The 24,014-nt window shown below is 63.2% G+C and carries 21 protein-coding genes; 12 read left to right on the top strand and 9 right to left on the bottom strand.

What is annotated here, in order from left to right; all coding sequences use genetic code 11:
• The first annotated feature begins 84 nt into the window (after positions 1-84).
• The 5 genes from NKJ55_RS19925 (at position 85) to recJ (ending at position 6,292) form a co-directional block, all read left to right on the top strand.
• A complete protein-coding gene (locus NKJ55_RS19925; protein WP_023678887.1) occupies positions 85-471 on the top strand; it encodes a hypothetical protein in 387 nt (128 codons plus the stop codon).
• Positions 472-511: 40 nt separating this feature from the next.
• On the top strand, positions 512-1,729 hold the full coding sequence (locus NKJ55_RS19920) for an LL-diaminopimelate aminotransferase (protein WP_352451361.1): 1,218 nt from the start codon (positions 512-514) through the stop codon (positions 1,727-1,729).
• Positions 1,730-2,005: 276 nt separating this feature from the next.
• Positions 2,006-3,319: a homoserine dehydrogenase gene (locus NKJ55_RS19915; RefSeq protein WP_352451360.1), complete on the top strand. Its 1,314-nt coding sequence runs from the start codon at positions 2,006-2,008 to the stop codon at positions 3,317-3,319.
• A gap of 144 nt (positions 3,320-3,463) precedes the next feature.
• Complete coding sequence (gene glpX / locus NKJ55_RS19910; protein ID WP_352451359.1) at positions 3,464-4,447, top strand: class II fructose-bisphosphatase; 984 nt, start codon at positions 3,464-3,466, stop codon at positions 4,445-4,447.
• A gap of 60 nt (positions 4,448-4,507) precedes the next feature.
• Positions 4,508-6,292, top strand: coding sequence for a single-stranded-DNA-specific exonuclease RecJ (gene recJ / locus NKJ55_RS19905; RefSeq protein WP_352451358.1), 1,785 nt, complete (start codon positions 4,508-4,510; stop codon positions 6,290-6,292).
• Between the two features lie 19 nt (positions 6,293-6,311).
• Here the strand turns inward: recJ and NKJ55_RS19900 are convergent, their stop codons facing one another.
• From NKJ55_RS19900 to folE, 3 genes are all read right to left on the bottom strand, one after another.
• A complete protein-coding gene (locus NKJ55_RS19900) occupies positions 6,312-7,283 on the bottom strand; it encodes a patatin family protein (RefSeq protein ID WP_023678882.1) in 972 nt (323 codons plus the stop codon).
• A gap of 84 nt (positions 7,284-7,367) precedes the next feature.
• Positions 7,368-7,838 carry a phosphoribosyl-AMP cyclohydrolase gene (hisI, locus tag NKJ55_RS19895; RefSeq protein ID WP_352451357.1) on the bottom strand — a complete coding sequence of 157 codons (471 nt, stop codon included), beginning with the start codon at positions 7,836-7,838 and terminating at the stop codon, positions 7,368-7,370.
• Positions 7,839-7,848: 10 nt separating this feature from the next.
• Positions 7,849-8,511, bottom strand: a complete 663-nt coding sequence (gene folE / locus NKJ55_RS19890) for a GTP cyclohydrolase I FolE (RefSeq protein ID WP_352451356.1) — start codon at positions 8,509-8,511, stop codon at positions 7,849-7,851.
• A gap of 240 nt (positions 8,512-8,751) precedes the next feature.
• Between folE and NKJ55_RS19885 the strand changes: the two genes are divergently transcribed.
• On the top strand, positions 8,752-9,198 hold the full coding sequence (locus tag NKJ55_RS19885) for an iron-sulfur cluster assembly scaffold protein (protein ID WP_352451355.1): 447 nt from the start codon (positions 8,752-8,754) through the stop codon (positions 9,196-9,198).
• Here NKJ55_RS19885 and NKJ55_RS19880 read toward each other — a convergent pair.
• A complete protein-coding gene (locus NKJ55_RS19880) occupies positions 9,195-10,109 on the bottom strand; it encodes a LysR substrate-binding domain-containing protein (protein WP_352451354.1) in 915 nt (304 codons plus the stop codon). The two genes, NKJ55_RS19885 and NKJ55_RS19880, sit on opposite strands and share 4 nt — an antisense overlap.
• Positions 10,110-10,447: 338 nt before the next feature.
• On the opposite strand from NKJ55_RS19880, the gene yidD reads away from it, so the two are divergent.
• From yidD to thrS, 3 genes are all read left to right on the top strand, one after another.
• Complete coding sequence (gene yidD, locus NKJ55_RS19875) at positions 10,448-10,822, top strand: membrane protein insertion efficiency factor YidD (RefSeq protein WP_352451412.1); 375 nt, start codon at positions 10,448-10,450, stop codon at positions 10,820-10,822.
• Positions 10,823-10,968: 146 nt separating this feature from the next.
• Entirely contained in the window at positions 10,969-11,784 is an 816-nt protein-coding gene (gene blaOXA, locus NKJ55_RS19870) for a class D beta-lactamase (RefSeq protein ID WP_352451353.1), read from the top strand.
• A gap of 167 nt (positions 11,785-11,951) precedes the next feature.
• Positions 11,952-13,925 (top strand): threonine--tRNA ligase, encoded by a 1,974-nt coding sequence (gene thrS / locus NKJ55_RS19865; protein ID WP_352451352.1) that lies wholly within the window; start codon positions 11,952-11,954, stop codon positions 13,923-13,925.
• 158 nt (positions 13,926-14,083) lie between these two features.
• On the opposite strand, the gene NKJ55_RS19860 is transcribed toward thrS, so the two are convergent.
• Positions 14,084-15,049 carry an RgsD C-terminal domain-containing protein gene (locus NKJ55_RS19860; RefSeq protein WP_352451411.1) on the bottom strand — a complete coding sequence of 322 codons (966 nt, stop codon included), beginning with the start codon at positions 15,047-15,049 and terminating at the stop codon, positions 14,084-14,086.
• Between the two features lie 156 nt (positions 15,050-15,205).
• Here NKJ55_RS19860 and NKJ55_RS19855 point away from each other — a divergent pair, with 156 nt between their 5' ends.
• Positions 15,206-15,790, top strand: a complete 585-nt coding sequence (locus NKJ55_RS19855; protein ID WP_352451351.1) for a nitroreductase family protein — start codon at positions 15,206-15,208, stop codon at positions 15,788-15,790.
• Between the two features lie 21 nt (positions 15,791-15,811).
• On the opposite strand, the gene NKJ55_RS19850 is transcribed toward NKJ55_RS19855, so the two are convergent.
• Together NKJ55_RS19850 and NKJ55_RS19845 are read right to left on the bottom strand one after the other, a co-directional pair.
• Positions 15,812-16,693 carry an HpcH/HpaI aldolase/citrate lyase family protein gene (locus NKJ55_RS19850; protein WP_352451350.1) on the bottom strand — a complete coding sequence of 294 codons (882 nt, stop codon included), beginning with the start codon at positions 16,691-16,693 and terminating at the stop codon, positions 15,812-15,814.
• 3 nt (positions 16,694-16,696) lie between these two features.
• Positions 16,697-17,188 (bottom strand): MaoC family dehydratase, encoded by a 492-nt coding sequence (locus tag NKJ55_RS19845; RefSeq protein WP_502894930.1) that lies wholly within the window; start codon positions 17,186-17,188, stop codon positions 16,697-16,699.
• A gap of 110 nt (positions 17,189-17,298) precedes the next feature.
• On the opposite strand from NKJ55_RS19845, the gene NKJ55_RS19840 reads away from it, so the two are divergent.
• Entirely contained in the window at positions 17,299-18,420 is a 1,122-nt protein-coding gene (locus NKJ55_RS19840; protein ID WP_352451348.1) for a DUF2336 domain-containing protein, read from the top strand.
• Here the strand turns inward: NKJ55_RS19840 and NKJ55_RS19835 are convergent.
• On the bottom strand, positions 18,417-20,477 hold the full coding sequence (locus tag NKJ55_RS19835) for an FUSC family protein (RefSeq protein WP_352451347.1): 2,061 nt from the start codon (positions 20,475-20,477) through the stop codon (positions 18,417-18,419). The two genes, NKJ55_RS19840 and NKJ55_RS19835, sit on opposite strands and share 4 nt — an antisense overlap.
• Before the next feature lie 42 nt (positions 20,478-20,519).
• A complete protein-coding gene (gene parE, locus NKJ55_RS19830; RefSeq protein WP_352451346.1) occupies positions 20,520-22,571 on the bottom strand; it encodes a DNA topoisomerase IV subunit B in 2,052 nt (683 codons plus the stop codon).
• Between the two features lie 272 nt (positions 22,572-22,843).
• Between parE and NKJ55_RS19825 the strand changes: the two genes are divergently transcribed.
• Positions 22,844-24,013, top strand: coding sequence for a GGDEF domain-containing protein (locus tag NKJ55_RS19825; RefSeq protein ID WP_352451345.1), 1,170 nt, complete (start codon positions 22,844-22,846; stop codon positions 24,011-24,013).
• Position 24,014: the final 1 nt, after the last annotated feature.

The raw sequence follows: 24,014 nt of genomic DNA, 5'->3' as shown, positions 1-24,014 counted from the left end.
CCTCCCGAAGCGTTTTGTTGACATATTACCATGGGATATCGAACAGGGTCCAATGTGCTCTAACCCGGCCGCCAGGAAAACAATATGACGATTAATATTGGCAAGAACGTTTTTTCCGGCACTGGTCGTTTTTGCCGCATGGCGCTCGTCCTGTTGGCGATGGCCGGTTGCACGAGCAGCAACATAGAAGGTGCAGCGCCCGCCACCGGCCTTGTCGGCGCGAAGGACACCGGTTCCTATCCGAACCTGAACATCCGGCCGCAGGTGGCGGCCGAGCAATTCACCGACGAGGAAAAGAACGCCAAGCTCGCCCAACTGAAGGCCGAGGAGCAGAGCCAGGCCGCCAAGGGCGGCGGCGTCAAGGTTGCGGACCAGGCAGCGCTGGACCAGCTGGCAAAAAAACACGGCGCCGAGGCGCTGAAGCAGATCGAAGGCAAATGCGACCCCGCTCTCGACCCTAGTTGCAAATAAGCTTATACGCGCGACCGCAACCTCACTGTCTGGAACTGCCATGGAAGAATTTCACAAGGTCCGCCGGCTTCCGCCCTATGTCTTCGAACAGGTCAACCGGCTGAAGGCCAGCGCCCGTTCGCGCGGCGCCGACATCATCGACCTTGGCATGGGCAATCCGGACCTGCCGACGCCCAAGGCCATCGTCGACAAACTCTGCGAGGTGGTACGCGATCCGCGCACGCACCGCTATTCGTCGTCGCGCGGCATTCCGGGCCTGCGTCGTGCCCAGGCCAACTACTATGCCCGCCGCTTCGGTGTGAAGCTCGACCCGGACAGCCAAGTGGTGGCGACGCTCGGCTCGAAGGAGGGCTTCGCCAATATGGCGCAGGCGATCACCGCCCCCGGCGATGTGATCCTGTGCCCCAATCCGACCTATCCGATCCACGCCTTCGGCTTCATTATGTCAGGCGGCGTCATCCGCTCGCTGCAGGTCGAGCCGGACGACGGCTTTATCCCGGCCCTGGAGCGCGGCATCCGCCATTCGATCCCGAAGCCGCTGGCACTGATCCTCAATTATCCGTCCAACCCGACGGCACTGGTCGCTTCGCTCGATTTCTACAAGGAGGTGGTGGCCTTCGCCAGGAAGAACGACATCATCATCCTGTCGGATCTTGCCTATTCGGAGATCTATTTCGACGGCAATCCGCCGCCTTCGGTGCTACAGGTGCCGGGCGCCATAGACGTCGCCGTCGAGTTCACCTCGATGTCGAAGACCTTTTCGATGCCGGGCTGGCGCATGGGTTTTGCGGTCGGCAATGAACGGCTGATCTCGGCGCTGACGCGAGTGAAATCCTATCTCGACTACGGCGCCTTCACGCCAATCCAGGTGGCGGCGGCGCATGCACTCAACGGCGACGGCGCCGACATCGCCGAAGTGCGCGACGTCTACCGCAAACGCCGCGATGTCATGGTCGACGCTTTCAGCCGCGCCGGCTGGACCATTCCCGCACCGGCGGCTTCGATGTTCGCCTGGGCGCCGATCCCGGAGCCGTTCAAGCACCTGGGCTCGCTTGAATTCTCCAAGCTCCTGATCGAGCACGCCGACGTCGCGGTGGCGCCGGGCGTCGGCTTCGGCGAGCATGGCGACGATCACGTGCGCATCGCGCTGGTCGAAAACGAGCACCGGATCCGGCAAGCGGCGCGCAACATCAAGCGCTTCCTGACGTCCAGCGCCAAGCAGCCAAACAATGTCGTGCCGCTCGCCGCGCATCGCTGAGTGGTTCAGTCACAGCCATGACCGTCCCTGCCAGCATGAACGTCCAGGCCGTCGTTTATGTCAGGCTAATCGATGAGTCGGTTTCCGTTTGGCGGCCGGTGCAAGCAAAACAAATTAGTCCGACCACATACCTCATCTTGGACCAGCCCATACCAGCCTCGGAAGTGTGGGAATTTCAGCCCGGGACTATAGTCACCGTGACCCGGAAGCCTGATGAAAACGACGACTATCTGGTTGCGGTCGAAAATCAATTCTAGCTGGCGGACAGACTCTCCGATGACTGAAGCGTTGCGTGTTGGAATTGCCGGCCTCGGCACCGTCGGTGCGTCGGTGGCCCGCGTGCTGCGCGACAAGGCGGCCGAACTGACGCGGCAGTGCGGGCGCGACATCGTCGTGTCGGCGGTTTCGGCCCGCGACCCCAAACGCGACCGCGGCGTTGATCTTGGCACAGCACAGTGGTTCGACGATGCCGTCAAGATGGCGCAGACCGCCGAGATCGATGTCTTCGTCGAGCTGATCGGCGGCGACGAAGGCCCGTCACGCTCGTCCGTCAAAGCGGCGCTCGAGGCCGGCCGCCACGTCGTCACCGCAAACAAGGCGTTGCTTGCCAAACACGGGGTGGCATTGGCCGAGATCGCCGAGAGGAAAGGCGTGCTGCTCAATTACGAGGCGGCGGTGGCCGGCGGCATTCCGGTCATCAAGACGATGCGCGAGGCGATGGCCGGCAATTCGGTGACCCGCGTTTTCGGCATCCTCAACGGTACCTGCAACTACATTCTGACGCGCATGGAAGCCGAGGGCCTGTCTTTCGATGCCTGCCTGAAGGACGCGCAGCGGCTGGGCTATGCGGAAGCAGACCCGACCTTCGACATCGAGGGCCACGACACCGCGCACAAGCTGTCGATCCTGACCAGCCTGGCCTTCGGCACGAGGATCGCCGCCAACGATATCTACATGGAAGGCATCTCCAACATCAGCCAGGCCGACATCCGCGCGGCCGGCGATCTCGGCTACCGGATCAAGCTGCTTGGCGTCGCCCAACGCACCGAAAGCGGCATCGAGCAGCGCGTGCACCCGACCATGGTGCCGACGGCCTCGGTCATCGCGCAGGTGCACGGCGTCACCAACGCGGTGGCGATAGAAACCGACATCCTCGGCGAATTGCTGCTTTCCGGCCCTGGCGCCGGCGGCAACGCCACCGCGTCGGCGGTGATCGGCGACATTGCCGACATCGCCAAGAGCCGGCCTGGCTTCCAGCATGGTCCGGTCTTCGGCCGGCCGGCGAAGGAATTGAAGCCTTACAAGAAAGCGCAGATGCGCAGCCATGCCGGCGGCTATTTCATCCGGCTGACCGTGCACGACCGCCTCGGCGTCTTCGCGGCAATAGCCAAGCGCATGGCCGACAACGACATTTCGCTGGAATCGATTGTCCAGCATGCCGCCGGGCCGGAAACCGAGGCACAGAAGACGGTCATCCTGGTGACCCACGAGACGACCGAGGCGGCGGTGCGCAAGGCCGTCGACGGCATCACCAGGGACAGCCTTCTGACCGACAAGCCGCAAGTCATCCGCATCGAGCGGGCCGGATAGCAGTCTCACATTTTGCGTTTAATCGATTGATATTGCTGCGCTTTCAAAAAGGTCCAACGCAGGTCTTGCTGTTGTCACGGGGCTTTGACACAAGAAGCGCGTCTCTGGCGGAGAGGCTAAACTGCCAACGAGGATTGTCCATCGATGAATGTGGCCCAGAACATTGTCGCCGGCCTCGACCGGATACTGACCATGGAATTGGTGCGCGTCACCGAACGCGCCGCGGTCGCGGCCGCCAGATTGCGCGGACGCGGCGACGAGAAAGCCGCCGACCAGGTCGCCGTCGATGCCATGCGGCAGGAGCTCAACCGTCTTGCCATCAACGGCACGGTGGTGATCGGCGAAGGCGAGCGCGACGAGGCGCCGATGCTTTATATCGGCGAAGAGGTCGGTACCGGCCAAGGCCCGGCTGTCGACATCGCGCTTGATCCGCTCGAAGGCACGACGATCTGCGCCAAGAACCTGCCCAACGCACTGGCCGTTATCGCCATTGCCGAAAAAGGCAGCCTTTTGTTCGCGCCGGACGTCTATATGGACAAGATCGCGATCGGTCCGGGTTATGCCGACGGCATCATCGACATCGATGCCTCGCCGGCCGAAAACATCGCCAGCCTCGCCAGGGCCAAGGGCGTGCCGGTGGCGGAGATCACCGCCTGTATTCTCGACCGGCCACGCCATGGCGCGTTGATCGAAGCCGTGCGGGCGACCGGAGCCGCGATCCGTCTGATCGGCGACGGTGATGTCGCCGGGGTCATCCATACCACCGACCCGGACGAGACCGGCATCGACATCTATCTCGGCACCGGAGGCGCGCCCGAAGGCGTGCTCGCAGCTGCCGCCTTGCGCTGCACCGGTGGCCAGATGCAGGGCAGGTTGATCTTCGATACGCCGGAAAAGCTGGCGCGCGCCGCGAAGATGGGGATCTCCGACCCAAAACGGATCTACCACACGCAAGACATGGCACGCGGCGACGTGCTGTTTGCCGCGACCGGCGTCACCGACGGCAATATGCTGGCCGGCGTCAAGTTCGGCCGCAATTTCATCACCACGCACACGATCGTGCTGCGCTCGTCATCGCGGACCGTGCGCGAAATCAAAGCCAGGCATCAGGATCTGGAAAAGTTTTGATTTCGACTCAGTTAGCCGTTGCATATTGTGCGCAATGACAAATTGCAGACGGCGCGTCACGTGACGGGGGAAAGACGCTTTTTCCTCGATGTCAGGCAGTCGGCCACCGGCGTTTCCTGGGAACACCGGCTGACCGAGCGTCAGGACATGGCCGCGCTCGCCATCGCGCAAGGGTATGGCGTGCCTGACATCGTGGCACGTGTGCTGGCCGGGCGTGGTGTCACCGCCGAGCAGACCGAGCGGTTTCTGGATCCGACCATCCGCAATCTGCTGCCCGACCCGGCATCGCTGACCGACATGGACAGGGCCGCCGCTCGCATCGCCCAGGCGGTGATGGCCAGGGAAAAAGTGGCGATCTTTGGCGACTACGATGTCGACGGCGCCGCCTCGTCGGCGCTGCTCAAGCGCTTTCTCGCATATTTCTCGGTGGCGTCGGAGATCTACATACCGGACCGCATCTTCGAGGGTTACGGCCCCAATCCGGAAGCGATGCGCGAACTCGTCTCGCGCGGCGCGACGCTGATCGTCACCGTCGATTGCGGCACCAACAGTGCTGCTTCCATCGACGCCGCAAAGGCCGCCGGCGCCGACGTCGTGGTGCTCGATCACCATCAGGTCGGCGGGCCGCTGCCGGCGGCGGCTGCGGTCGTCAACCCAAATCGCGAGGACGACCTTTCCGGCCAAGGTCATCTTTGTGCCGCCGGCGTCGTCTTCCTTTGCCTGGTGCAGACCGCGAAGATCCTGCGCGGCCGCTTGCCGGATGCCGCACCGCCGGACCTGCTTGGCCTGCTCGACCTGGTGGCGCTGGGCACAGTCTGCGACGTGGTGCCGCTCACCGGCGTCAACCGCGCCTTCGTGGTCAAGGGGCTGCAGGTGGCGCGGCAGCAGAGAAACGAAGGGCTGGCGGCGTTGGCGCGGGTCTCGCGTATAGGCGAGCCGATCAGCACGTTCCATCTGGCCTTTCTGATCGGTCCGCGCATCAACGCCGGCGGGCGCATCGGCGACGCAGCACTTGGCAGCCGCCTGCTTGCAACCGACGACCCCGTCGAGGCCCGCACCATCGCCGAGACGCTGGATCGGCTCAACCAGGAACGGCAGTCGATGGAGCAGGAGATGCTGGCCGCCGCGCGCTCAGAGGCCGATGCCGAGCTTGCCGGCGGCAATGGTCCGGCCATCGTGGTGACAGCCAGCAGCAACTGGCATCCTGGCATTGTCGGCCTGCTTGCCTCGCGGCTCAAGGACCATGCAAGACGGCCGGCCTTTGCCATCGCCTTCAACGCCAATGGTGTCGGTACGGGGTCAGGCCGATCGGTGTCGGGCTTCGACCTCGGCCGGCTGGTGCGCGAGGCTGCCGATGCCGGGCTTATCGTCAAGGGCGGCGGCCACGGAATGGCGGCCGGCATCACTGTCGAGCGGGCGAAGCTCGGCGAACTCAGGGCTTTCTTCGAAGAGCGCGCGGCGGTGGATGTGTTCCGCCTGCAAGGCGAGGAGAGCCTGGCGATCGACGGCGCGCTTGCCGCCGAGGGCGCGACGCTTGCGCTGCTCGATGCGCTTGAGAGGGCAGGGCCGTTCGGCGCCGGGCATGTTGCGCCGGTGTTCGCGCTTCCGCGCCACCGGCTTGTCGATGCGCGGGCGGTCGGCAGCAACCACATCCGCGCCGACCTGCAGTCGGAAAGCGGCGGCCGCATCCAGGCGATCGCCTTTCGCGCGGTCGACACGGCTCTTGGCGAATTCCTGTTCAAGAACAGGGGTAAGCCGGTGCATGTCGCCGGCTCGCTGTCGGGCAACCACTGGAACGGCAACCGCACGGTGCAGTTCCGCATCGTCGACGCGGCGCTTGCCTGAGAGCTCGCTGCCGCCCTGCCTAAGCGAGGACGGTCTGCAGCCGGGTCAGGTCGCCGATCTGCGCCATCGTTGCCTGGTAGCCGATACGGATCGCTTCGTCGGCGCGGTGGAATTCGGTCAGGCCGATATGGCTGAGCTTCGGCTGCAGCGATATGTCCGGCGGGTCGCCGGCCAGCCTGGCGCGCGAAATGCGGTCCTGGATGATGTTAAAGGCCTCGACCATGACGCCAGTAATGCCGAGCCGCGTCTCGCGCGACTGGCGTTCGGGATCGGCGTGGCCGGCCCTCGGCGCGTCTTTCTCGATGACCAGCTCGCCGGCATTGTGCTTGATCACCGCGGCGCGGCCGAACAGATCGTAGTGAAGGTTCACCGCAACCACGAGCGGCTGCTCGTAGGCACGGCAGACCGAGACCGGCACCGGATTGACCAGTGCGCCGTCAACCAGCACACGCCCATTGCAGGCGACCGGCTCGAACACGCCGGGCAGCGCGTAGGAGGCGCGCATTGCGGTGCTCAACGAGCCGCTCGACAGCCAGATCTCATGGCCGGTGCGGATTTCCGAAGCGACGCAGACGAATGGTTTTGGCAGGTCCTCGAAGCGGATGCCGGCTATGTGCTCGCGCAGCCGCGCATCGAGCTTCATGCCACCGAACAGGCCGCTGCCGCGTAGATTGAGGTCGAGAAGGCCAAAAATGCGCCGCCTGGTCAGGCTGCGCGCGAATTCTTCCAACTCGTCGAGCTTGCCGGCAACATAGCAGCCGCCGACCAGCGCGCCGATCGAGGTGCCGGCGATCATCGACACTTCGATGCCGGCTTCATCAAGCGCGCGCAGCACGCCGATATGCGCCCAGCCGCGCGCACAGCCGCCACCCAATGCCAGCGAAATCCCAGTTTTGCCCGGAGATTTGGTTTCGGATGCGCCCGCGGCCGAGGAGAGGCCATTGGCCTCCCGAACGTCAGGTCTGTTGCGCAATGACGCCCAGTCGAGCATCACAATCTCCCTTGTCCCACGGTCATCCTATAGGCGGGCCGTATCGAAATCATGAATATACGTGGCTGAAGTGCTGCGAATGGTTCATATTGATGGTGTATTGGGCTTTCGATACGTTTTTTCCGCATCGAACAGCGGCTTGCTGCCGTCGCTGGCAAGCGTCCCTTTGCCATCGCTCAGCCCCACCGTCCGATAAAAGCATGAACGTCGGCCGGTGTGACAAGTTGCTTGGTGACCCAGCACTTTGACGCGCAACCATATCGCGTCCTGGTCACAATCCGTGAGCATCTCGACAACCTGCTGGACATTGCCCGAGGTTTCGCCCTTCTTCCACAGCGCGTTGCGCGAACGCGACCAGTAGTGCGCGATGCCGGTCTCGAGCGTCAGCGCCAGCGCCTCGGCATTCATGTGCGCGACCATCAGCAGCACGCCGTCTTCGGCATCGGTGACCACGACAGTGACGAGGCCGGCAGCATCGAAGCGCGGTGAAAGGACCGCGCCTTCCTCGAGTGCCTTCTTGTCTGTTGGAGCTTTCGGGAATTCCAATGCCGACATTCGCCGGTCCTTATTTAACTAAGGTGGGGCGGGTCTGATCAGTTTCGCCGCCGCGCACCATGGTGACGAAGCGGACCTGCTCTTCGGGTGTATCCTTGAAGACGCCGGTGAAGGTCGAGGTCAGCGTGGTGGAGCCCTGCTTGCGAATACCGCGCATGGCCATGCACATATGCTCGGCCTCAAGCATAACGGCGACGCCGCGCGGATTGAGCACGTCCTGGATGACCCCGGCAATCTGCGCCGTCATCGCTTCCTGGGTCTGCAGGCGGTGAGCGAAGATGTCGACGACGCGGGCGATCTTGGATAGGCCGACGACCTTGCCGTCCGGCAGATAGCCGACATGCGCCTTGCCGATGATCGGCACCATGTGGTGCTCGCAATGCGAGTGGAACGTGATGTCCTTGACGATCACGAGGTCGTCATAGCCGGCGACTTCCTCGAAGGTGCGGCCAAGTTCCTCGGCTGGGCACATATCATAACCGTTGAACATTTCGCGGAACGCCTTGGTGACGCGCTTCGGTGTGTCGATCAGACCCTCGCGGTCAGGGTTGTCGCCGGTCCAGCGCAGCAAGGTGCGCACCGCGGCTTCGACTTCGGCCTCGCTTGGCCGGTCGGTGACCGGCTTTTCCATATAGGCCGACTGCGGCATGAGTTTCTTGATAACGGCGTCCATAAAGGCGTCTCCCGTAGTTCCTCTCTTAGGAGGAACGAGTTGAACGGACCACGACCTTTCGGGTGTTAGAAACTCGCCCGGTTTCCAGCCCGTAAGTGGCGTGAACAGATTTGGGCATGACGAGGTTTGTGGTCGCCTTGTCGATACCCGACTACTGCCATTATATATGTTCGTGCCGAGCGAAAGGAAGACGCCAGAGCGGCAATCGCTGTTCGCTGGGCGGCGACGGATTGGAAAAATATGATCGACGATGTCTACAATGCGGAAATTCTGGGTTTTGCCGGAAATATCGCACGGATCGGCCGGCTCGACCGGCCCGATGCAACCGCACGAGCACATTCCAAACTGTGTGGCTCGACGGTGACCGTCGATCTGAAGATGGATGACGGCGTCGTCAGCGATTTCGCGCATGACGTGAAAGCCTGTGCGCTTGGCCAGGCGTCGTCTTCGATCATGGCGCAGCATGTCGTCGGCGCCAGTGCAGAAGAATTGCGCAGCGTGCGCGAGACGATGCTGAAGATGCTGAAGGAAAATGGCCCGCCGCCCGAAGGCCGCTTCGCCGACCTGAAATACCTGGAGCCGGTGCGCGACTATAAGGCGCGCCACGCCTCGACCATGCTGACCTTCGACGCAGTGGTCGACGCGATCGGCCAGATCGAAAAGAAGCGGGCGGAAGAGGCAGCTTAAACCTTGGCGAGAAAACGCCGGCTTTCGGCGAATTCCGCCCGGACCCAGTCGGCAAAAGCCCTGGCTGGCTCGGAAAGGTCATTCAGCCTTCTGGCCACTAGCCAAGAGGCGCCCGACGCGACGTCGATGTCGAAAGGCTTGATCAGCGCGCCGGACGCAAGTTCTTCGCCGATCTGCAAAAGATCGCCCAGCGCGACACCATGTCCAAGCAAGGCTGCCTGCTTCGAAAGCGAAGCATCGGCCAGCATCGGGCCGCGCGCAGGCACGGCATCAGCCGTCACGCCCGCCGCTTCGAACCAGCGCGCCCAAGCCTGACGGTTTTCTTCGTGCAGCAATGTATAGCGACCAAGGTCGATCGGCTTTTCCAGAGCTGGGCCGGATGCAAGAAGTGCCGGCGACAGGACTGGGGAATCGACGACCGCGGCAAGCTGTTCGGCTTCGCTGCGTGGCCATGAGGTGGCGTGCGCACTGAAACGCAGGGCAAGTTCGGGCTGATCGCTGCGAAACTCTATCAATCTCGGGTCGACCTCAAGGGAAACGTCGATGTCGGGTCGCAACTCGCGAAAGCGGTTGAGCCGCGGCACCAGCCATACGGATGCAAGTGATGGCTCGACGCTGACACGCACCACGGACTGCGTCGGGGCCGCCGTCAATTCCGAAAGCAGCCTGTCGATGCCCTCGAAACTTCTGACCAACTGGTCGAGCAGCCGCTGGCCGGTGTCGGTCAACTCGACGCGGCGATGATGGCGGAAGAACAAAGGTTGGCGCAGGAAGGTTTCGAGCTCGCGGATCTGTCGGCTGATCGCCGCCTGCGAAACATAAAGCTCCTCGGCCGCACGGCTGAAGCTCAGGTGACGACCGGCTGCTTCGAAGCTTCTGAGAGCCGTCAGGGGGAGGTGTCCGCGCTTCATTCGCATAACTCAGAGTTATCTGACGTGGACGTTATACTCGTTTGAAGAGGAAGGCCAGCGGCGCTCTAATCGGTGCTCAAGGAGTGCCGCCATGATCCAGTTTCTCAACATTCTGGGCGATGTGATGCGGATCGCGACGTTTCAATGGTACGACGAGAAACCGCATAGGGATTGGTGCGAGGAGAGGCCGCCGACCAGCGTCGCCGTATGCCGAAGGCCGACGCCCGACCGCTATCCGGTTCGCCCTACCAGGCCATGACGGGATTGCCGGAACGGCATTGCGTTCCTGGCCCGATGCGCACATCTATCGCGTAGGGAAACGCGATGTGGAGACTGCGGTGGTCGGCCAACATCGGCATGCGCACGGCGCCAGGCCGATTCGACAAGGACGCAACTGGTCCGGCCCGTGGCGCAAGACGCCGGGCCGCGTCTTCGGCACGTCGCTTGTCCGACTTTACCAGCTGACGCTGTCCGGCTTCGTCGGCAATTCCTGCCGGCATCTGCCGACCTGTTCCGAATACGCGTACGAAGCGATCGCCCGCCACGGGCTGTGGGCCGGCGGCTGGATGGGGTTTTTCCGGGTGCTGCGCTGCGGACCGTTCGGCACGCACGGCATCGACCGGGTGCCTGAGGCACTGGCTGATCGCTACCTCTGGTTCACGCCATGGCGGTACTGGCGGATCGGGAAAAAACGTGGCGACCTGGACAGTTGACCGCAACTGTGCGGTGCACAAAGGGATCGCTTTTTACGATCTGGTAGGGTTAACCGCAGCTTGCGCTGACATAGCGCATTTGAGACAAAATCGAGACAAGACACCTCGCTAAGCCGCTCCTGACACCCTTCAGGAGAGATTACCAAATGCGCCGGATAGATCGTCGTCCCTTCATTTTCGCCGTGGTTCTCTACGTCCTGGCGTGGCTGATGGGTTTTCCGATCCGTGCGCAATCGGCGCCGCTCGGGGACGTCGAATGCACGCTGATCGTCGACGCCGCAAGCGGCGAGACGCTGTATCGCCAAGGGACCTGTGATCAGCGCTTCAGCCCCGCCTCGACATTCAAGGTTCCGCTGGCGCTGATCGGCTATGATGCTGGAATCCTGAGCGACGAGCATACGCCAAGCTGGGAGTACAAGGCAGAGTTCAATGCCCCGAAACGGGACCGCAAGACCGTCGACCCGACGATCTGGGAAAGGGATTCGGTCCTTTGGTTCTCACGCGAGATTACGCGCCGGCTCGGCAGCAAACAGTTTGCCGGCTATGTGTCCAGATTGGACTATGGCAACACCGAAGTCTCCGGCACTGCCGGCAAGAATGACGGCCTCACCCATTCCTGGGTGAATTCTTCGCTCAAGATATCGCCGGTCGAGCAGGTCGATTTCCTGCGCAAGCTGCTGGCGCGAAAACTGCCGGTTTCGGACAAGGCCCATGCGATGACCAGCGCGATTGTCCCGACCTTCCGGGCAGGCGGCTGGACGGTGCAGGGCAAGACTGGAACGACCAGGCTCGGCGACAGCGCCGACAAGCGCTCGCTCGGCTGGTTTGTCGGCTGGGCGCAGACCGATACCCGCAAGATCGTCTTTGCCCGCCTGGTAGTCGATACGAAACATTCCGACACGCCAAAGGGGCTCAAGACGCGGGCGATGTTCCTGAAAGATATGCCGAATCTCCTCAGGTGACCTACATCCGGCTTTACGGCGCCGAAAACTGCCCATAAAAGACCGCTCGCCGCCGGACGCATCCGGCTCTTACTGATGCATGTCGTAGCCCCAAAACCGCTAAGCAGTCTTGGGCGACATGCATTTCACCACCCGCGCTCGTTTGCGGGACTGGATAGGAGAATCTTATGCTGAATTCCGTTTCCCTGACATTTCCCGATGGTTCCGTTCGCGATTACGACGCGGCGATGACCGGCGCCGGCCTGGCGGAATCGATCTCGAAGTCGCTGGCCAAGAAGGCCGTTGCCTATTCGATCGACGGCACGCTGCGCGATCTTTCCGACCGGATCGGCAAGTCCGGCAAGGTCGAGATCATCACCCGCGAGGACCCGCGTGCGCTGGAGCTCATCCGCCACGATGCAGCCCATGTGCTGGCCGAAGCCGTGCAGGAACTTTGGCCGGGAACGCAGGTGACCATCGGGCCGGTGATCGAAAACGGGTTCTACTACGATTTTGCCCGCAACGAGCCGTTCACGCCCGACGATTTCCCGGTGATCGAGAAGAAGATGCGCGAGATCATTGCGCGCAACAAGCCGTTCACCAAAGAGGTCTGGTCGCGCGAAAAGGCGAAAAGGATCTTTGCCGACAAGGGCGAGCGCTACAAGCTCGAGTTGATCGACGCCATCCCCGAGGATCAGGACCTCAAGATCTATGCACAGGGCGACTGGTTCGACCTCTGCCGTGGCCCGCATATGGCCGCGACCGGCCAGATCGGCAGCGCCTTCAAGCTGATGAAGGTCGCCGGCGCCTATTGGCGCGGCGATTCGAACAATCCGATGCTGACCCGCATCTACGGCACGGCCTGGGCCGACCAGGCGCAGCTCGAAGCCTATCAGACGATGCTGGACGAGGCGGAGAAGCGCGACCACAGGAAGCTCGGCCGTGAGATGGACCTGTTCCACTTCCAGGAGGAGGGCCCCGGGGTCGTGTTCTGGCACGCCAAGGGCTGGAGGATGTTCCAGAACCTGGTCAATTACATGCGTCGCCGCCTCGACGAGCAGGGCTATCAGGAGGTCAACGCGCCGCAGGTGCTCGACAAGAGCCTGTGGGAGACGTCAGGCCACTGGGGCTGGTACCGGGACAACATGTTCAAGGTGACGGTTGCTGGCGACGACACCGACGACGACCGGGTGTTTGCGCTGAAGCCGATGAACTGCCCCGGTCACGTCCAAATCTTCAAGCACGGGCTGAAATCCTACCGCGATCTGCCGGTAAAACTTGCGGAATTCGGCAATGTGCATCGCTATGAGCCGTCCGGCGCGCTGCACGGGCTGATGCGCGTGCGCGGCTTTACCCAGGACGATGCGCACATCTTCTGCACCGAGGAACAGCTCGCCGACGAGTGCATCAAGATCAACGATCTGATCCTGTCGACGTATGCCGATTTCGGCTTCGACGAAATCACCGTCAAGCTGGCGACCCGCCCCGAAAAACGGGTCGGCACCGACGCGATGTGGGATCATGCCGAGGGCGTGCTGCAGGACGTGCTCGACAAGATCGCGGCGCGGTCGGGCAACCGGATCAAGACGGGCGTCAATCCGGGTGAGGGCACGTTCTACGGGCCGAAGTTCGAATATGTGCTGAAGGACGCCATCGGCCGCGACTGGCAATGCGGCACCACGCAGGTTGATTTCAACTTGCCGGAACGGTTCGGCGCCTTCTACATCGGCTCGGATTCGGAAAAGAAGCAGCCGGTGATGGTGCATCGCGCCATCTGCGGCTCGATGGAGCGTTTTCTCGGCATCCTGATCGAGAATTATTCCGGCCATTTCCCGCTCTGGTTCGCGCCGCTGCAGGTGGTGGTGGCGACGATCACTTCCGATGCCGACGATTACGCCCAAAAGGTCGTTGCACAGCTGAAGGCGGCGGGGCTGATCGCCGAAGCCGATCTGCGCAACGAGAAGATCAACTACAAGGTCCGCGAGCATTCGCTGGCCAAGGTCCCGGTCATCCTCGTCTGTGGCAAGCGCGAGGCCGAGGAAGAAGCGGTCAATATCCGTCGTCTCGGTTCGCGCGACCAGGAATCGCTCGGCCTCGCAGCCGCCGTGAAGCTGCTTGCCGATGAGGCGGTGACACCCGACCGCAAGCGCCGCGCGGCCTGAACCAGCCGACCAGCAACGAATGGCGGTGGAGCGATCCACCGCCATTTTTATATTTTATATGCCTGTCACGCCGCGCGCCTATCTGGCAAATCGATCGACGTGCGCGTCGGCGACGCGCTGGCGCGACGCATGCGCAAGGCAGCTTAGAGGGGCGCGCCTCAGTCGGCGCCTTCCTCGGAATCGATGGCCGAAGCCTCGGTGGCCAGAACCTCGATGTCCTGGTTGTGCCCAGCCACCACCGTAAAATCCTTCTGGTAGATGCGGTCGCGGTTCTTGGCGATGATGGTGTAGTCGCCCTCGGCCAGCACCATCGAGGCAAAGGCGCCGACAGTTTCCTTGATCGGATCGCCGGATTCGTTGAGCAGGGACCAGGAGGTGTCGGCGATCGCCTCGCCGCCTGGTTCGCGCACCAGCTTCATGGTCATTTCGGCGGCACGGTGCTCGACGGTCGCTTCGGTCAGCTTGCCGGCCTCGACGCGGATGTCGGAGCGGATGACCGCGTTCACCGCGCCATAGGTCGACACGACGTGGTAGGTGCCGGCATTGAGCCGCACGACGCTGTTCGGCTCGACATCGGGTATGATCAGGGCGCGATCGCCATCGGCCGCGGCGTGGCTCTCATAGATCGAGAAGCGCAGCTTCTTCGGCGGTATGCGTACCCCGCCGGACAGCACGGCATCGAGCTTGAGGCCGCCGGCATCGAGCACGAGGCTCTCGCGCTTGGCTTCCTTGCCGACGGTGATGCGCTTGGTGGCGCCGGCCCGCCCGTAGGAGGCGTGGACCAGATACGAACCCGGCTCGAGCTGGAATATGGCGGTGCCGCCATGAGAGGAGGCGACCATCGGCAGCTTGCCGTCGCTGGCCGATTCGGGTTTGAAGACGCGCCAGACGATGCCGCGCGTGATGTCGGCGCCCTTGTCGGTCAATTGCGCCGACAGCGTGATCGCCCCGCTGCTGCCCAATGCCAGCGATGTCTCGCTTTTCGGAGGCGCATAGCCCGAAATTCCGGGAAGCTTCAGCTCGCCGAGGCCGTCCACATCCTGGGCGACGGCAAGCGAAACCGGCACCATCAACAGTGTGGCAGCGAGCCATATCAGGAAAAGACGCAATGTCCCCTCAAACATGCCTTGCGTTGAAGCCCAAGGCGGTGGCAATTTCAAGGCTTAAGAGTCCGGTCGGCTTCTGCTACAGGGCTCTTTGTCCGGCGCGCCGCGCCAATGCCCAAGCCGCCCGATGTCCCGATGGTGCGCTTCAGCTCAAATTCCAGGAGACTCGCGCCCATGGCGTCGCCGATCATCGATCTTCTGCTGACCCGAAATTCCGCGCCGATCCCGGATTTGAAAGAACCGGCACCGGGCGATGCGGAGATCGCGACGATGATCGCCGCCGCCTCGCGGGTGCCGGACCATGGCCGGCTGGAGCCTTGGCGTTTCATCCTCTATCGCGGCGAGGCCCGTATCGAGATCGGCAAGAAGCTGGCAGAACTTGCCGAACAGCGCGAAGGGCCGCTGCCGGAAGGCCGGCGCAACCAGGAATTGGCGCGCTTTTCGCGGGCACCGCTGGTCATCGGCGTGATTTCTATCCCTAGGGAAAATCCAAAGATCCCGCAATGGGAGATGTTCCTGTCCGGCGGCATGGCGGCGATGAACCTGATGCTTGCCCCCAATGCGCTGGGCTACGGCACCAACATGATCAGCAACTGGTATTCCGACGTGCCCGAGGGCAGGGCGATCCTCGGCCTGGCGCCGCATGAGCGGGTCGTCGGCTTCGTCCATATCGGCTCCTACCAGGGGCCAGCACCGGAACGACCGCGGCCCGATCCGGCAAAGCTCTATGCCGACTATTCAGGGCCGTGGGTGGGATAATTTCGGCGCGGAACAGACCCCCTAAGGATCAAGCTCCGATGCCTTGGCTCGCGCCAGGAGCCGCTCTGCGAGCTTGAGATGCGGCCGGTCGTACATCTTGCCATCCATGCCAACGACGCCGGGATTTCCTGCCGCCTCGAACGCCTCGACGATCGCCAGGGCGCTTTTCACCGCTTGCGCCGAAGGCGTGAAGGCGGCGTTGATGACCGGTACCTGCGCCGGATGGATCGCCATCTTGCCGGTGAAACCGTCGCGCTCGGCCTCGGCGCATTCGGCCTCGAAGCCGGCCATGTCGCGAAAATCCGGAAAGACGGTGTCGATTGCCGCGACTTCCGCGGCACTTGCGGCAAGCATGGTCATGGTGCGGGCGAGGCGGAACACATCCGTGTAGCGGCCATTCGCGTCGCGCGTCGCGCGCGCGCCAATCGCCGCCGACAGATCTTCCGCCCCCCAGGTGACGCCGACAAGCCGCGCGCTTGCACGGGCGTAGGTCGCTGCGGCCAAGACGCCTGCGGCCGTTTCGGTGATGATCGGCAGGATCCTTATCGCGCCATCCGGCAGGCCGCCTTCGGCTTCGTGCACCCTGAGCTTGGCCGAGAGATGCTGGACATCCAGTCCGCTGTTCGACTTAGGCAGCATGATGCCGTCTGGTTTCACCGGCACGAGCGCCGCCAGATCGTCGTCGGTCAGTCCGGTCGAAAGATCGTTGACGCGCACATAGATCGCGGAGCTGGTCCGGTGCCTGTGCTCGGCGATAAAACGCGCCGCTGTGTCGCGCGCCAACCCCTTGTTCTGCGCGGCAATCGAATCCTCGAGGTCGACGATGACCACGTCGGCGCCTACGCCAAAGCCCTTCTCCAGCTTCTTTTCCGAATCGCCAGGAACGAAGAGCAGAGAACGCATCGGCTATGCCTTTTTCATCATCATGGCTTGCCTCGTGCATTTGGCAACCAGCACATCGTTCTGGTTATAGGCGCGGTGCTCGAACTCGACGATACCGCGGTCCGGTTTCGACCTGGAATCGCGCACCGAAACCACCGTGGTCTCGACGCGAATGGTGTCGCCGTGGAAGACGGGGTGCGGAAACACTGTCTCCTTCATGCCGAGATTGGCGATGGTGGTGCCGACGGTGATGTCATTGACCGAGATGCCGATCATCAGGCCAAGCGTGAACAGCGAATTGACCAGCGGCTTGCCCCATTCGCTCTTCGCCGCGAAGTCGAAGTCGATGTGCAGCGGCTGCGGGTTCAGCGTCATCACCGAAAACAGCATATTGTCGCTTTCGGTCACGGTCTTGCGCAGCGTGTGCTTGAACACATGGCCGAGAACGAACTCCTCAAGGTAAAGTCCGGCCATTGTCGATCTCCTCCGCTGCTTAAGGGTTGATAGGCGTTGCATACCGGGCTCGCAAGCCAGTTAACGAACATGGTGAACCGTTCGTAAACCATTTGTGCCTACGGTCTCCGCCAGGGTCAGAAGCGTTCTGGCAAGGGGCGTAAGCAGGCGACATGGTCGTTTCGCATTTCCTGAAATGGATCCATACGGCGAAGGTGTCGGAGCGTGCTGCGGCGGCAAGCGCGCTGGCTCGCGCCTATGTCGACTCGGAGCTGCCTTTCGAGGACCGCTGCGCTGCCGAGGCGGCGCTGACGTTGCTGCTCGATGACGTATCGTCGAAGGTGCGGGCGGCGATCGCCGACGCGCTTTCCATGAGCCATCATGCGCCGCCGCAGATCGTCAGCGCGCTGGCCTCGGACCAGCCGGAAGTCGCAGCCTTGGTGCTGGCGCGCTCGCCGCTGCTCACCGATGCCGACCTGATCGATCGGGTTGCCGGCGGCCAGAAGGCGACGCAGAAGGTGATCGCCGACCGGCCACGCGTCTCGATGTCGGTTGCGGCGGCGATCGCCGAGATCGGCGAGCCGGAAGCCTGCGCCACGCTGCTCGCCAACAGCGGCGCCGACATCGCATCCGTCAGCTTTCGCCGCATGGCCGAGCGGCACGGCCATCTGCCTCTGGTGCGCGAGGCGCTGATCGCCGACACCCGGCTGCCCGCCGATTGCCGGCATACGCTGCTGGTCAAGCTCGGGGAGATGCTCAAGGGGTCGCCGCTGGTGCTGGCGCTGATGGGCGCCGCCAGGGCCGAGCGCGTCACGCGCGATGCTTGCATCAAGGCTTCGGTGACGCTGATCGAAGGCACGCGGACAGAGGAACATACCGCACTTGTCGAACATCTGCGCCTGCGCGGCGACCTGACCGCAAGCTTCGTCGTCCGCACCATTGCGCACGGCAAGGTCGACTTCTTTGGTTCGGCGCTGGTCGCGCTCAGCCAACAGTCCGAACAACGGGTGAGAGCACTGCTGGCCGGCGGGCATGACATAGCGTTGCAGGCACTGTTCCGCAGCGCCGGGCTTGCCGCCGCCACCCACGCCATCATTCTGCGCGCGCTGAAGGTCTGGCGCGAGGTCGCCAACGGCAAACGCCTCGCCGGCGTCCAGGAAGTGAGCTGGCTGATGCTGAAGGAATTGGGCGGACAGTCCGCCGAAGGCGATCTCGCCGGGCTGGTCAAATCGATCCATCTCGACGCGCTGCGCGAGAACGCACGCGGGCACGCGCTGGCGATCGCCGCTGCCTAAACCCGGTCCTTCGCGAAAAAATCCGGAAAATCCTCGATCGCGGCGGCAATGATGCGCAGCGAGGCGGCGATCTGCAGCATTTCGGCCGCGACGCTGCGCTCCGCGATGCCTGCTGCATACTGCCTGGCGACTGCGACGGTCGCCGTCTGCGGCTCGCCGGGACGCCTGAACAGCAGTTCGCGTGCCAGACCGCGCAGGAAATTGGCGATGGAAAGTGCTGTTTCAGGCGGGATCGCGGAACTTTGCTGCGCGTTGCGCAGCCGTAGGATTTCGAGGCCGACGGTAACGGCAGCTATGCCGCCGCCGAGAACCGCGTCGCCTTTCTTGCCGGCGTTCTGCAGCAGTGGCATCAACTGGTTGATCCGGTCGTAGGCAAGGCTTTCGAAGGCCGATCGCCGCGGCAGGCGGTCGTGCAGACAAAGGCGGGCAAGATCTTCGCGCATGGTTTGCAGGATGCGGTTGACTGTAACCCAAGGGTCGGCGGGCAGCACGGTGGCGAAGACGCCGATCGCCAGAAGAATGCCGACCAGGACCGCTGCCGAATTGGCGAGGAACGGCTCCGGATCGTAGGTCATGACCTGATGTGGGCTGAGGAAGGCGAGGAAATTGATGGCAAAGGCCGTTGCCACGCCGACGTAACGCGGATTGGCCATGCCCAGTGCCGCTGGCACCAGGATCGGGACGACGAAAACCGCGAACCAGCCAAAGCCCGGCAGCGCTGGAAGTGCTATCTGCCCGACCACAAACGCGAACGGCAGGGCGAGCAACGTGCCCTCGAAGAAGTTCCATGCCGACCGGATCGGATCGGCGCGCGCGGCGAACAAGCTGGAGACAACGGCGACCAGAATGACCGTGCCGGTCGCGTCCGACCATTTCGTCGCCAGCCAGAAGCCGGCGACCAGGAGCGTGGCGATTGCTGCGCGCACGGCATTGCGCGATGCCGCACGGTAATCGCGGTGCACCACCAGCGCTGGCTGCCGCCGTTCGCGACTGGCACGGGGAGAGCGGAGTGCATCGAGGCCGCGCAGCACTTGCTGCATGGCCTCGGCGAAGTCGGCGGCAATGGTTAGGCGGGTGACAGTGCCAGCCCAGTCAATGTCTTGCCCGGCCGCGACGTCAGGCATCTGTCGCGCCTTGCCGGCGATTGCGTCGAGCCGCGCCACCCAGGGCGCCGTATCGTCCAGCGCGCCCGGCTTGGCTACCAGTTCGCCGACAACGGCCTGCAACTCGGCGCGAACTGGGATGAGGGCTGCATTCTTCGGCGCGGCGTGGGCATGCAGCGCACGCGCCGCCGACAGGGCCGACAGAAGCTGGCCGATGGTACGCCGGACCGGATAGGCGCGGGTGGCGAGGCTCGGCCCCTCCAGCCTTGCGTAGGTGCGCATCTCGCCGAGCGTCTGGACGTCGCCGATCAGCTTGCGGTGCAGCCCGGCAAGCTTTTCCGCATCGCCGCCGGAAAAAGCGCCGTCCGCATAGGCCGCCAGGTCGAGAATGCTGCGTTTCAGTCTTGAGATGATGGCGTCGGCGGCCAGTTTCGGCAGGATCAGCCGGCTGGTCAGCGCAGCGCAGACGATACCAAGCACGATTTCCGCGCAGCGCGCCACGGCGAGATCGATGACGAGGTGCGGCTGGCCGAAAGCCGGCAGGCCGATGATCATCGCGGTGTAGCCGGCAAGCGCCGCGCCATAGGCTTCCGGATTGCGTAGCAGCGACGAGACCAGCGAGCAGATGCCGATCCAGACGGCAAGAACTGCAACCAGCAACCAGGGGTTGGCATCGAAAACAGTGGTAATCCCGATCGCCGCCAGCGCGCCGGCAAGCGTGCCGAGGAGACGATAAAACCCCTTCGCCAGCACCATGCCGGCGACCGGCTGTGCGACGATGAACACCGTCATCATCGCCCATTGCGGGTGGTCGAGCTTCAGCGCATAGGCGGCCAAAATCGCGATGAGGCCGGCCGAAACGGTGCGCAGGGCAAAGATCCAGTCCGAGCGCGTCGGCCGTGTCAGGCCAGCGATCCGCGTGCCGATATCGTCCTTCAGCCGCGCCCAGGTCAATGGCTCGTCTCCAGCTCAGAAGGCCAAGCTAGCGGCGGGAGCTCAGATATCCAGCACTTCCGTCTCGGCGAATTCCGCGCGTTCCTGGATGAACCGGAAACGGGCCTCGGGCTTGGTCCCCATCAATGCGTCGACCGCATCCTTGGTCGCTGCCTCGGCATCGATAACGTCGACCCTGAGCAGCGTGCGCTTTTTCGGGTCCATGGTGGTTTCCTTGAGCTGGGCGGCCATCATTTCGCCCAGCCCCTTGAAGCGGCCGATTTCGACCTTGCCGCGCCCGGTGAATTCGGTGCGCAGGAGTTCGTCCTTGTGTGCATCGTTGCGGGCATAGGCGACCTTGCCGCCTTGCCGGATCGAATACAGCGGCGGCACCGCCAGATAGAGATGGCCGCCGCGGACCAGGCTTGGCATCTCCTGATAGAAAAAGGTGATCAGCAGCGAGGCGATATGGGCGCCGTCGACGTCGGCATCGGTCATGATGATGACCCGATCGTAGCGCAGGTCCTCGTCGCGGTATCTCGAGCGCGTTCCGCAGCCAAGCGCCTGGATGAGGTCGGATATCTGCTGGTTGGCGGCAAGCTTGTCGTTGCCGGCGCTGGCGACGTTGAGGATCTTGCCGCGCAGAGGCAGCACCGCCTGGCTGGCGCGGTCGCGCGCCTGCTTTGCCGAACCGCCGGCCGAATCGCCCTCGACGATGAACAGCTCGGCACCGGCGGCGGCATTCTGCGTGCAGTCGGCGAGCTTGCCGGGCAGGCGCAGCTTGCGCACCGCACTCTTGCGCGACACTTCCTTTTCCTGGCGGCGGCGCACCCGCTCGTCGGCGCGCGCGATCACCCATTCGAGCAGTTTCGAAGCTTCCTGCGGATTGTCGGCCAGCCAATGGTCGAACGGGTCGCGGATAGCGCTTTCGACGATGCGGATCGCCTCGATCGTCGCCAACCTGTCCTTGGTCTGGCCGACGAATTCCGGTTCGCGGATGAACACCGACAGCATGCCTGCCGCCGAGATCATCACATCCTCGGAAGTGACGATCGAGGCGCGCTTGTTGCCGACCAGGTCGGCATAAGCGCGCAAGCCGCGCGTCAGGACGTTGCGGAAGCCGGCCTCATGCGTGCCGCCCTCCGCGGTCGGGATGGTGTTGCAATAGGAATTGATAAAACCGTCGCCGCCGAACCAGGTCACCGCCCATTCGAGCGAACCGTGACCGCCCTGCTTCTCGCTCTTGCCGGCAAACATTTCACGGGTCACCTGGAATTCGTCGCCGAGCGAGGCTTTCAGATAGTCCTTGAGGCCGCCCGGAAAATGGAATTCTGCCTTGGCCGGCGTCGTGTCCTTTTCCTTGATCAGCGAGGGATCGCAGGTCCAGCGGATTTCGACACCGCCGAACAGATAGGCCTTTGACCGCGCCATGCGGTAGAGCCGCGCCGGCTCGAAAGCAGCACCCTTGCCGAAAATCTGCTCGTCTGGATGGAAGCGGATCTTCGTGCCGCGGCGGTTGTGCACCTCGCCGAGCTGCTCCAGGCCGGTCACCGGAACGCCTCGCGAGAAGCGCTGGCGATAGAGCTTGCGCCCAATCGCGACCTCGACCTCGAGATGGTCGGACAGCGCGTTGACCACGGAAACGCCGACACCGTGCAGGCCGCCGGACGTCTCGTAAACCTTGCTGTCGAACTTGCCGCCTGAATGCAGCGTCGTCATGATGAGTTCGAGCGCCGGCTTCTTGAATTTCGGGTGCGGATCGACCGGAATGCCGCGGCCGTTGTCGGTTACGGACAGGTATCCGTCGGCGGAAAGCTCGACATCGATGAAGGTCGCATGGCCGGCGACCGCCTCGTCCATCGAATTGTCGATGACCTCGGCGAACAGATGGTGCATCGCCTTGTCGTCGGTGCCGCCAATGTACATGCCCGGGCGGCGGCGCACCGGCTCCAGCCCCTCCAGCACTTCGATATCGGCGGCACTGTAGCTCTCGCTGGCGTCGCGGGGCGCCGGCCGCTTCGCCGCCTGCACCAGCGGGTCGGCCGGGCGCGCGGCGGCGCGAGCCGGTTGCGGCTGCTTGTCCAATTTGGCGAAAAGATCGTTATTGTCGTCCATGCCGGTCCTGGATTCCGATGCTGCGAATCACCACCCGATACTGCCACGCTTTTTGTGGGCAGGCGACGGAGGTTCCTGTTACGTTCGAGGATAGGGCCTCTTACTGCAAAACCATTCGACAGCCAAGCGGCGGAAATGGGGTCGAGGGTGGAGCATCGACGCTTTGTAAACCTTGTCCGAAGGTTACGCCGCAAGGTTGGCTGAAAAACGATATCCGCGAACTGTCGCTGACCTAGAATGCAGTGGAACCTTCAAGAGGCTGTCGCTTAAGCATGTTGGATTACAGTTCGCTCCTGCTCGCGGCGGCGCTGTCGGGCACGTGCCTTAGCATCACCATGTTTGCGATCTGGTTCACCGCGCCAAAGGCACGCTTTGTGCTGACGGTGGCCTGCGGCATTCTCGTGCTGGTCGCACATGTCGTGTTGTTCTGGCATTACACCAGGGATCCAAGCGCCTGGCTTTGCCAGATCGTGCTTGTGCTTCTCAGCCTCGGCTTCCTGATCATCTGCCTGTCGGCTATGCAATATCTCGGCACAGGCGACTACAGGCGCGCCATCTTGCCGACCTTGGTTGCGATGGCTGTTTGCGCGGGCGCGACGTATCTCGGGTTTGATGGTGTCGGCTTTATTGTCACCTACGCGACGGTAACGGCGCTGCTCTCGCTCATCGGGGCGATGTTCTGGATTGAGGGTGGTCACGATCGCCGGATATTGCTGGTCGTCTCGTTCCTGAGCGGCGTCTGTGCGCTGTCGTTCGGACTTTGCGGCGCGGTCCTGCTGGTCACGGGCCAATGGGTGCTCGGTGTAGCACCGGACAATTGGGCCGAGCGGGTGAATTCCGTCGTGGCCGTCGCCTGCATGACCGGGCTCGGCGCATTGACGCTCTCCCTGCATCATTTGCAGGCGCAGATCGAATTGAAGGCCGAGACGATGACCGATCCATTGACCGGGCTGATGAATCGGCGGGCGTTGACGGCACTCTACGGCGAGCGGGTCTTCGGTCCGTTCATGTCCGTTGCCATGTTCGACCTCGACCATTTCAAGAGGACGAACGACGTATTTGGTCACCCGGTCGGCGACCAGGTTCTGTGCCGCTTTGCCGCCATCATCAGGAAATACGCCCGGACCGGCGTCGACGCCTTCCGGTTGGGCGGCGAGGAATTCGTGCTCGTCATGTCGCGGATGACGGAAGAGAAGGCCTATGACATTGCGAGCAAGATCAGCGTCGCCTTCGGCACGGAAGTCGTGGCCACCCAGCTCGGTCCGTTGCGAAGCACAGTCAGCGGCGGCATCGGCTTTGGCGGAACAAACGGCACCGGTCTCGACGATGTGCTGGCCGAAGCCGACGCAGCACTCTATGCGGCAAAGCGCGCCGGGCGAAATCGCGTCGTCGTCCGGGACCGGGCGAGCAAGGCCGACGGGCCGGCCTTGCGTTCTGCCTGAT

It is taken from the genome of Mesorhizobium sp. M0106 (genome assembly GCF_040322715.1).
Classification (GTDB): domain Bacteria; phylum Pseudomonadota; class Alphaproteobacteria; order Rhizobiales; family Rhizobiaceae; genus Mesorhizobium.
Note: the sequence above shows the minus strand (reverse complement) of the source record. Positions and strands in the feature narration are given on the sequence as shown.

Coding starts and splice junctions, on each gene's coding strand:
- NKJ55_RS19925 (WP_023678887.1), top strand. CDS start 85: ATGACGATTAATATTGGCAAGAACGTTTTTTCCGGCACTGGTCGTTTT.
- NKJ55_RS19920 (WP_352451361.1), top strand. CDS start 512: ATGGAAGAATTTCACAAGGTCCGCCGGCTTCCGCCCTATGTCTTCGAA.
- NKJ55_RS19915 (WP_352451360.1), top strand. CDS start 2,006: ATGACTGAAGCGTTGCGTGTTGGAATTGCCGGCCTCGGCACCGTCGGT.
- glpX (WP_352451359.1), top strand. CDS start 3,464: ATGAATGTGGCCCAGAACATTGTCGCCGGCCTCGACCGGATACTGACC.
- NKJ55_RS19900 (WP_023678882.1), bottom strand. CDS start 7,283: ATGCTCGACTGGGCGTCATTGCGCAACAGACCTGACGTTCGGGAGGCC.
- hisI (WP_352451357.1), bottom strand. CDS start 7,838: ATGTCGGCATTGGAATTCCCGAAAGCTCCAACAGACAAGAAGGCACTC.
- folE (WP_352451356.1), bottom strand. CDS start 8,511: ATGGACGCCGTTATCAAGAAACTCATGCCGCAGTCGGCCTATATGGAA.
- NKJ55_RS19885 (WP_352451355.1), top strand. CDS start 8,752: ATGATCGACGATGTCTACAATGCGGAAATTCTGGGTTTTGCCGGAAAT.
- NKJ55_RS19880 (WP_352451354.1), bottom strand. CDS start 10,109: ATGAAGCGCGGACACCTCCCCCTGACGGCTCTCAGAAGCTTCGAAGCA.
- blaOXA (WP_352451353.1), top strand. CDS start 10,969: ATGCGCCGGATAGATCGTCGTCCCTTCATTTTCGCCGTGGTTCTCTAC.
- thrS (WP_352451352.1), top strand. CDS start 11,952: ATGCTGAATTCCGTTTCCCTGACATTTCCCGATGGTTCCGTTCGCGAT.
- NKJ55_RS19860 (WP_352451411.1), bottom strand. CDS start 15,049: ATGTTTGAGGGGACATTGCGTCTTTTCCTGATATGGCTCGCTGCCACA.
- NKJ55_RS19855 (WP_352451351.1), top strand. CDS start 15,206: ATGGCGTCGCCGATCATCGATCTTCTGCTGACCCGAAATTCCGCGCCG.
- NKJ55_RS19850 (WP_352451350.1), bottom strand. CDS start 16,693: ATGCGTTCTCTGCTCTTCGTTCCTGGCGATTCGGAAAAGAAGCTGGAG.
- NKJ55_RS19845 (WP_502894930.1), bottom strand. CDS start 17,188: ATGCAACGCCTATCAACCCTTAAGCAGCGGAGGAGATCGACAATGGCC.
- NKJ55_RS19840 (WP_352451348.1), top strand. CDS start 17,299: ATGGTCGTTTCGCATTTCCTGAAATGGATCCATACGGCGAAGGTGTCG.
- parE (WP_352451346.1), bottom strand. CDS start 22,571: ATGGACGACAATAACGATCTTTTCGCCAAATTGGACAAGCAGCCGCAA.
- NKJ55_RS19825 (WP_352451345.1), top strand. CDS start 22,844: ATGTTGGATTACAGTTCGCTCCTGCTCGCGGCGGCGCTGTCGGGCACG.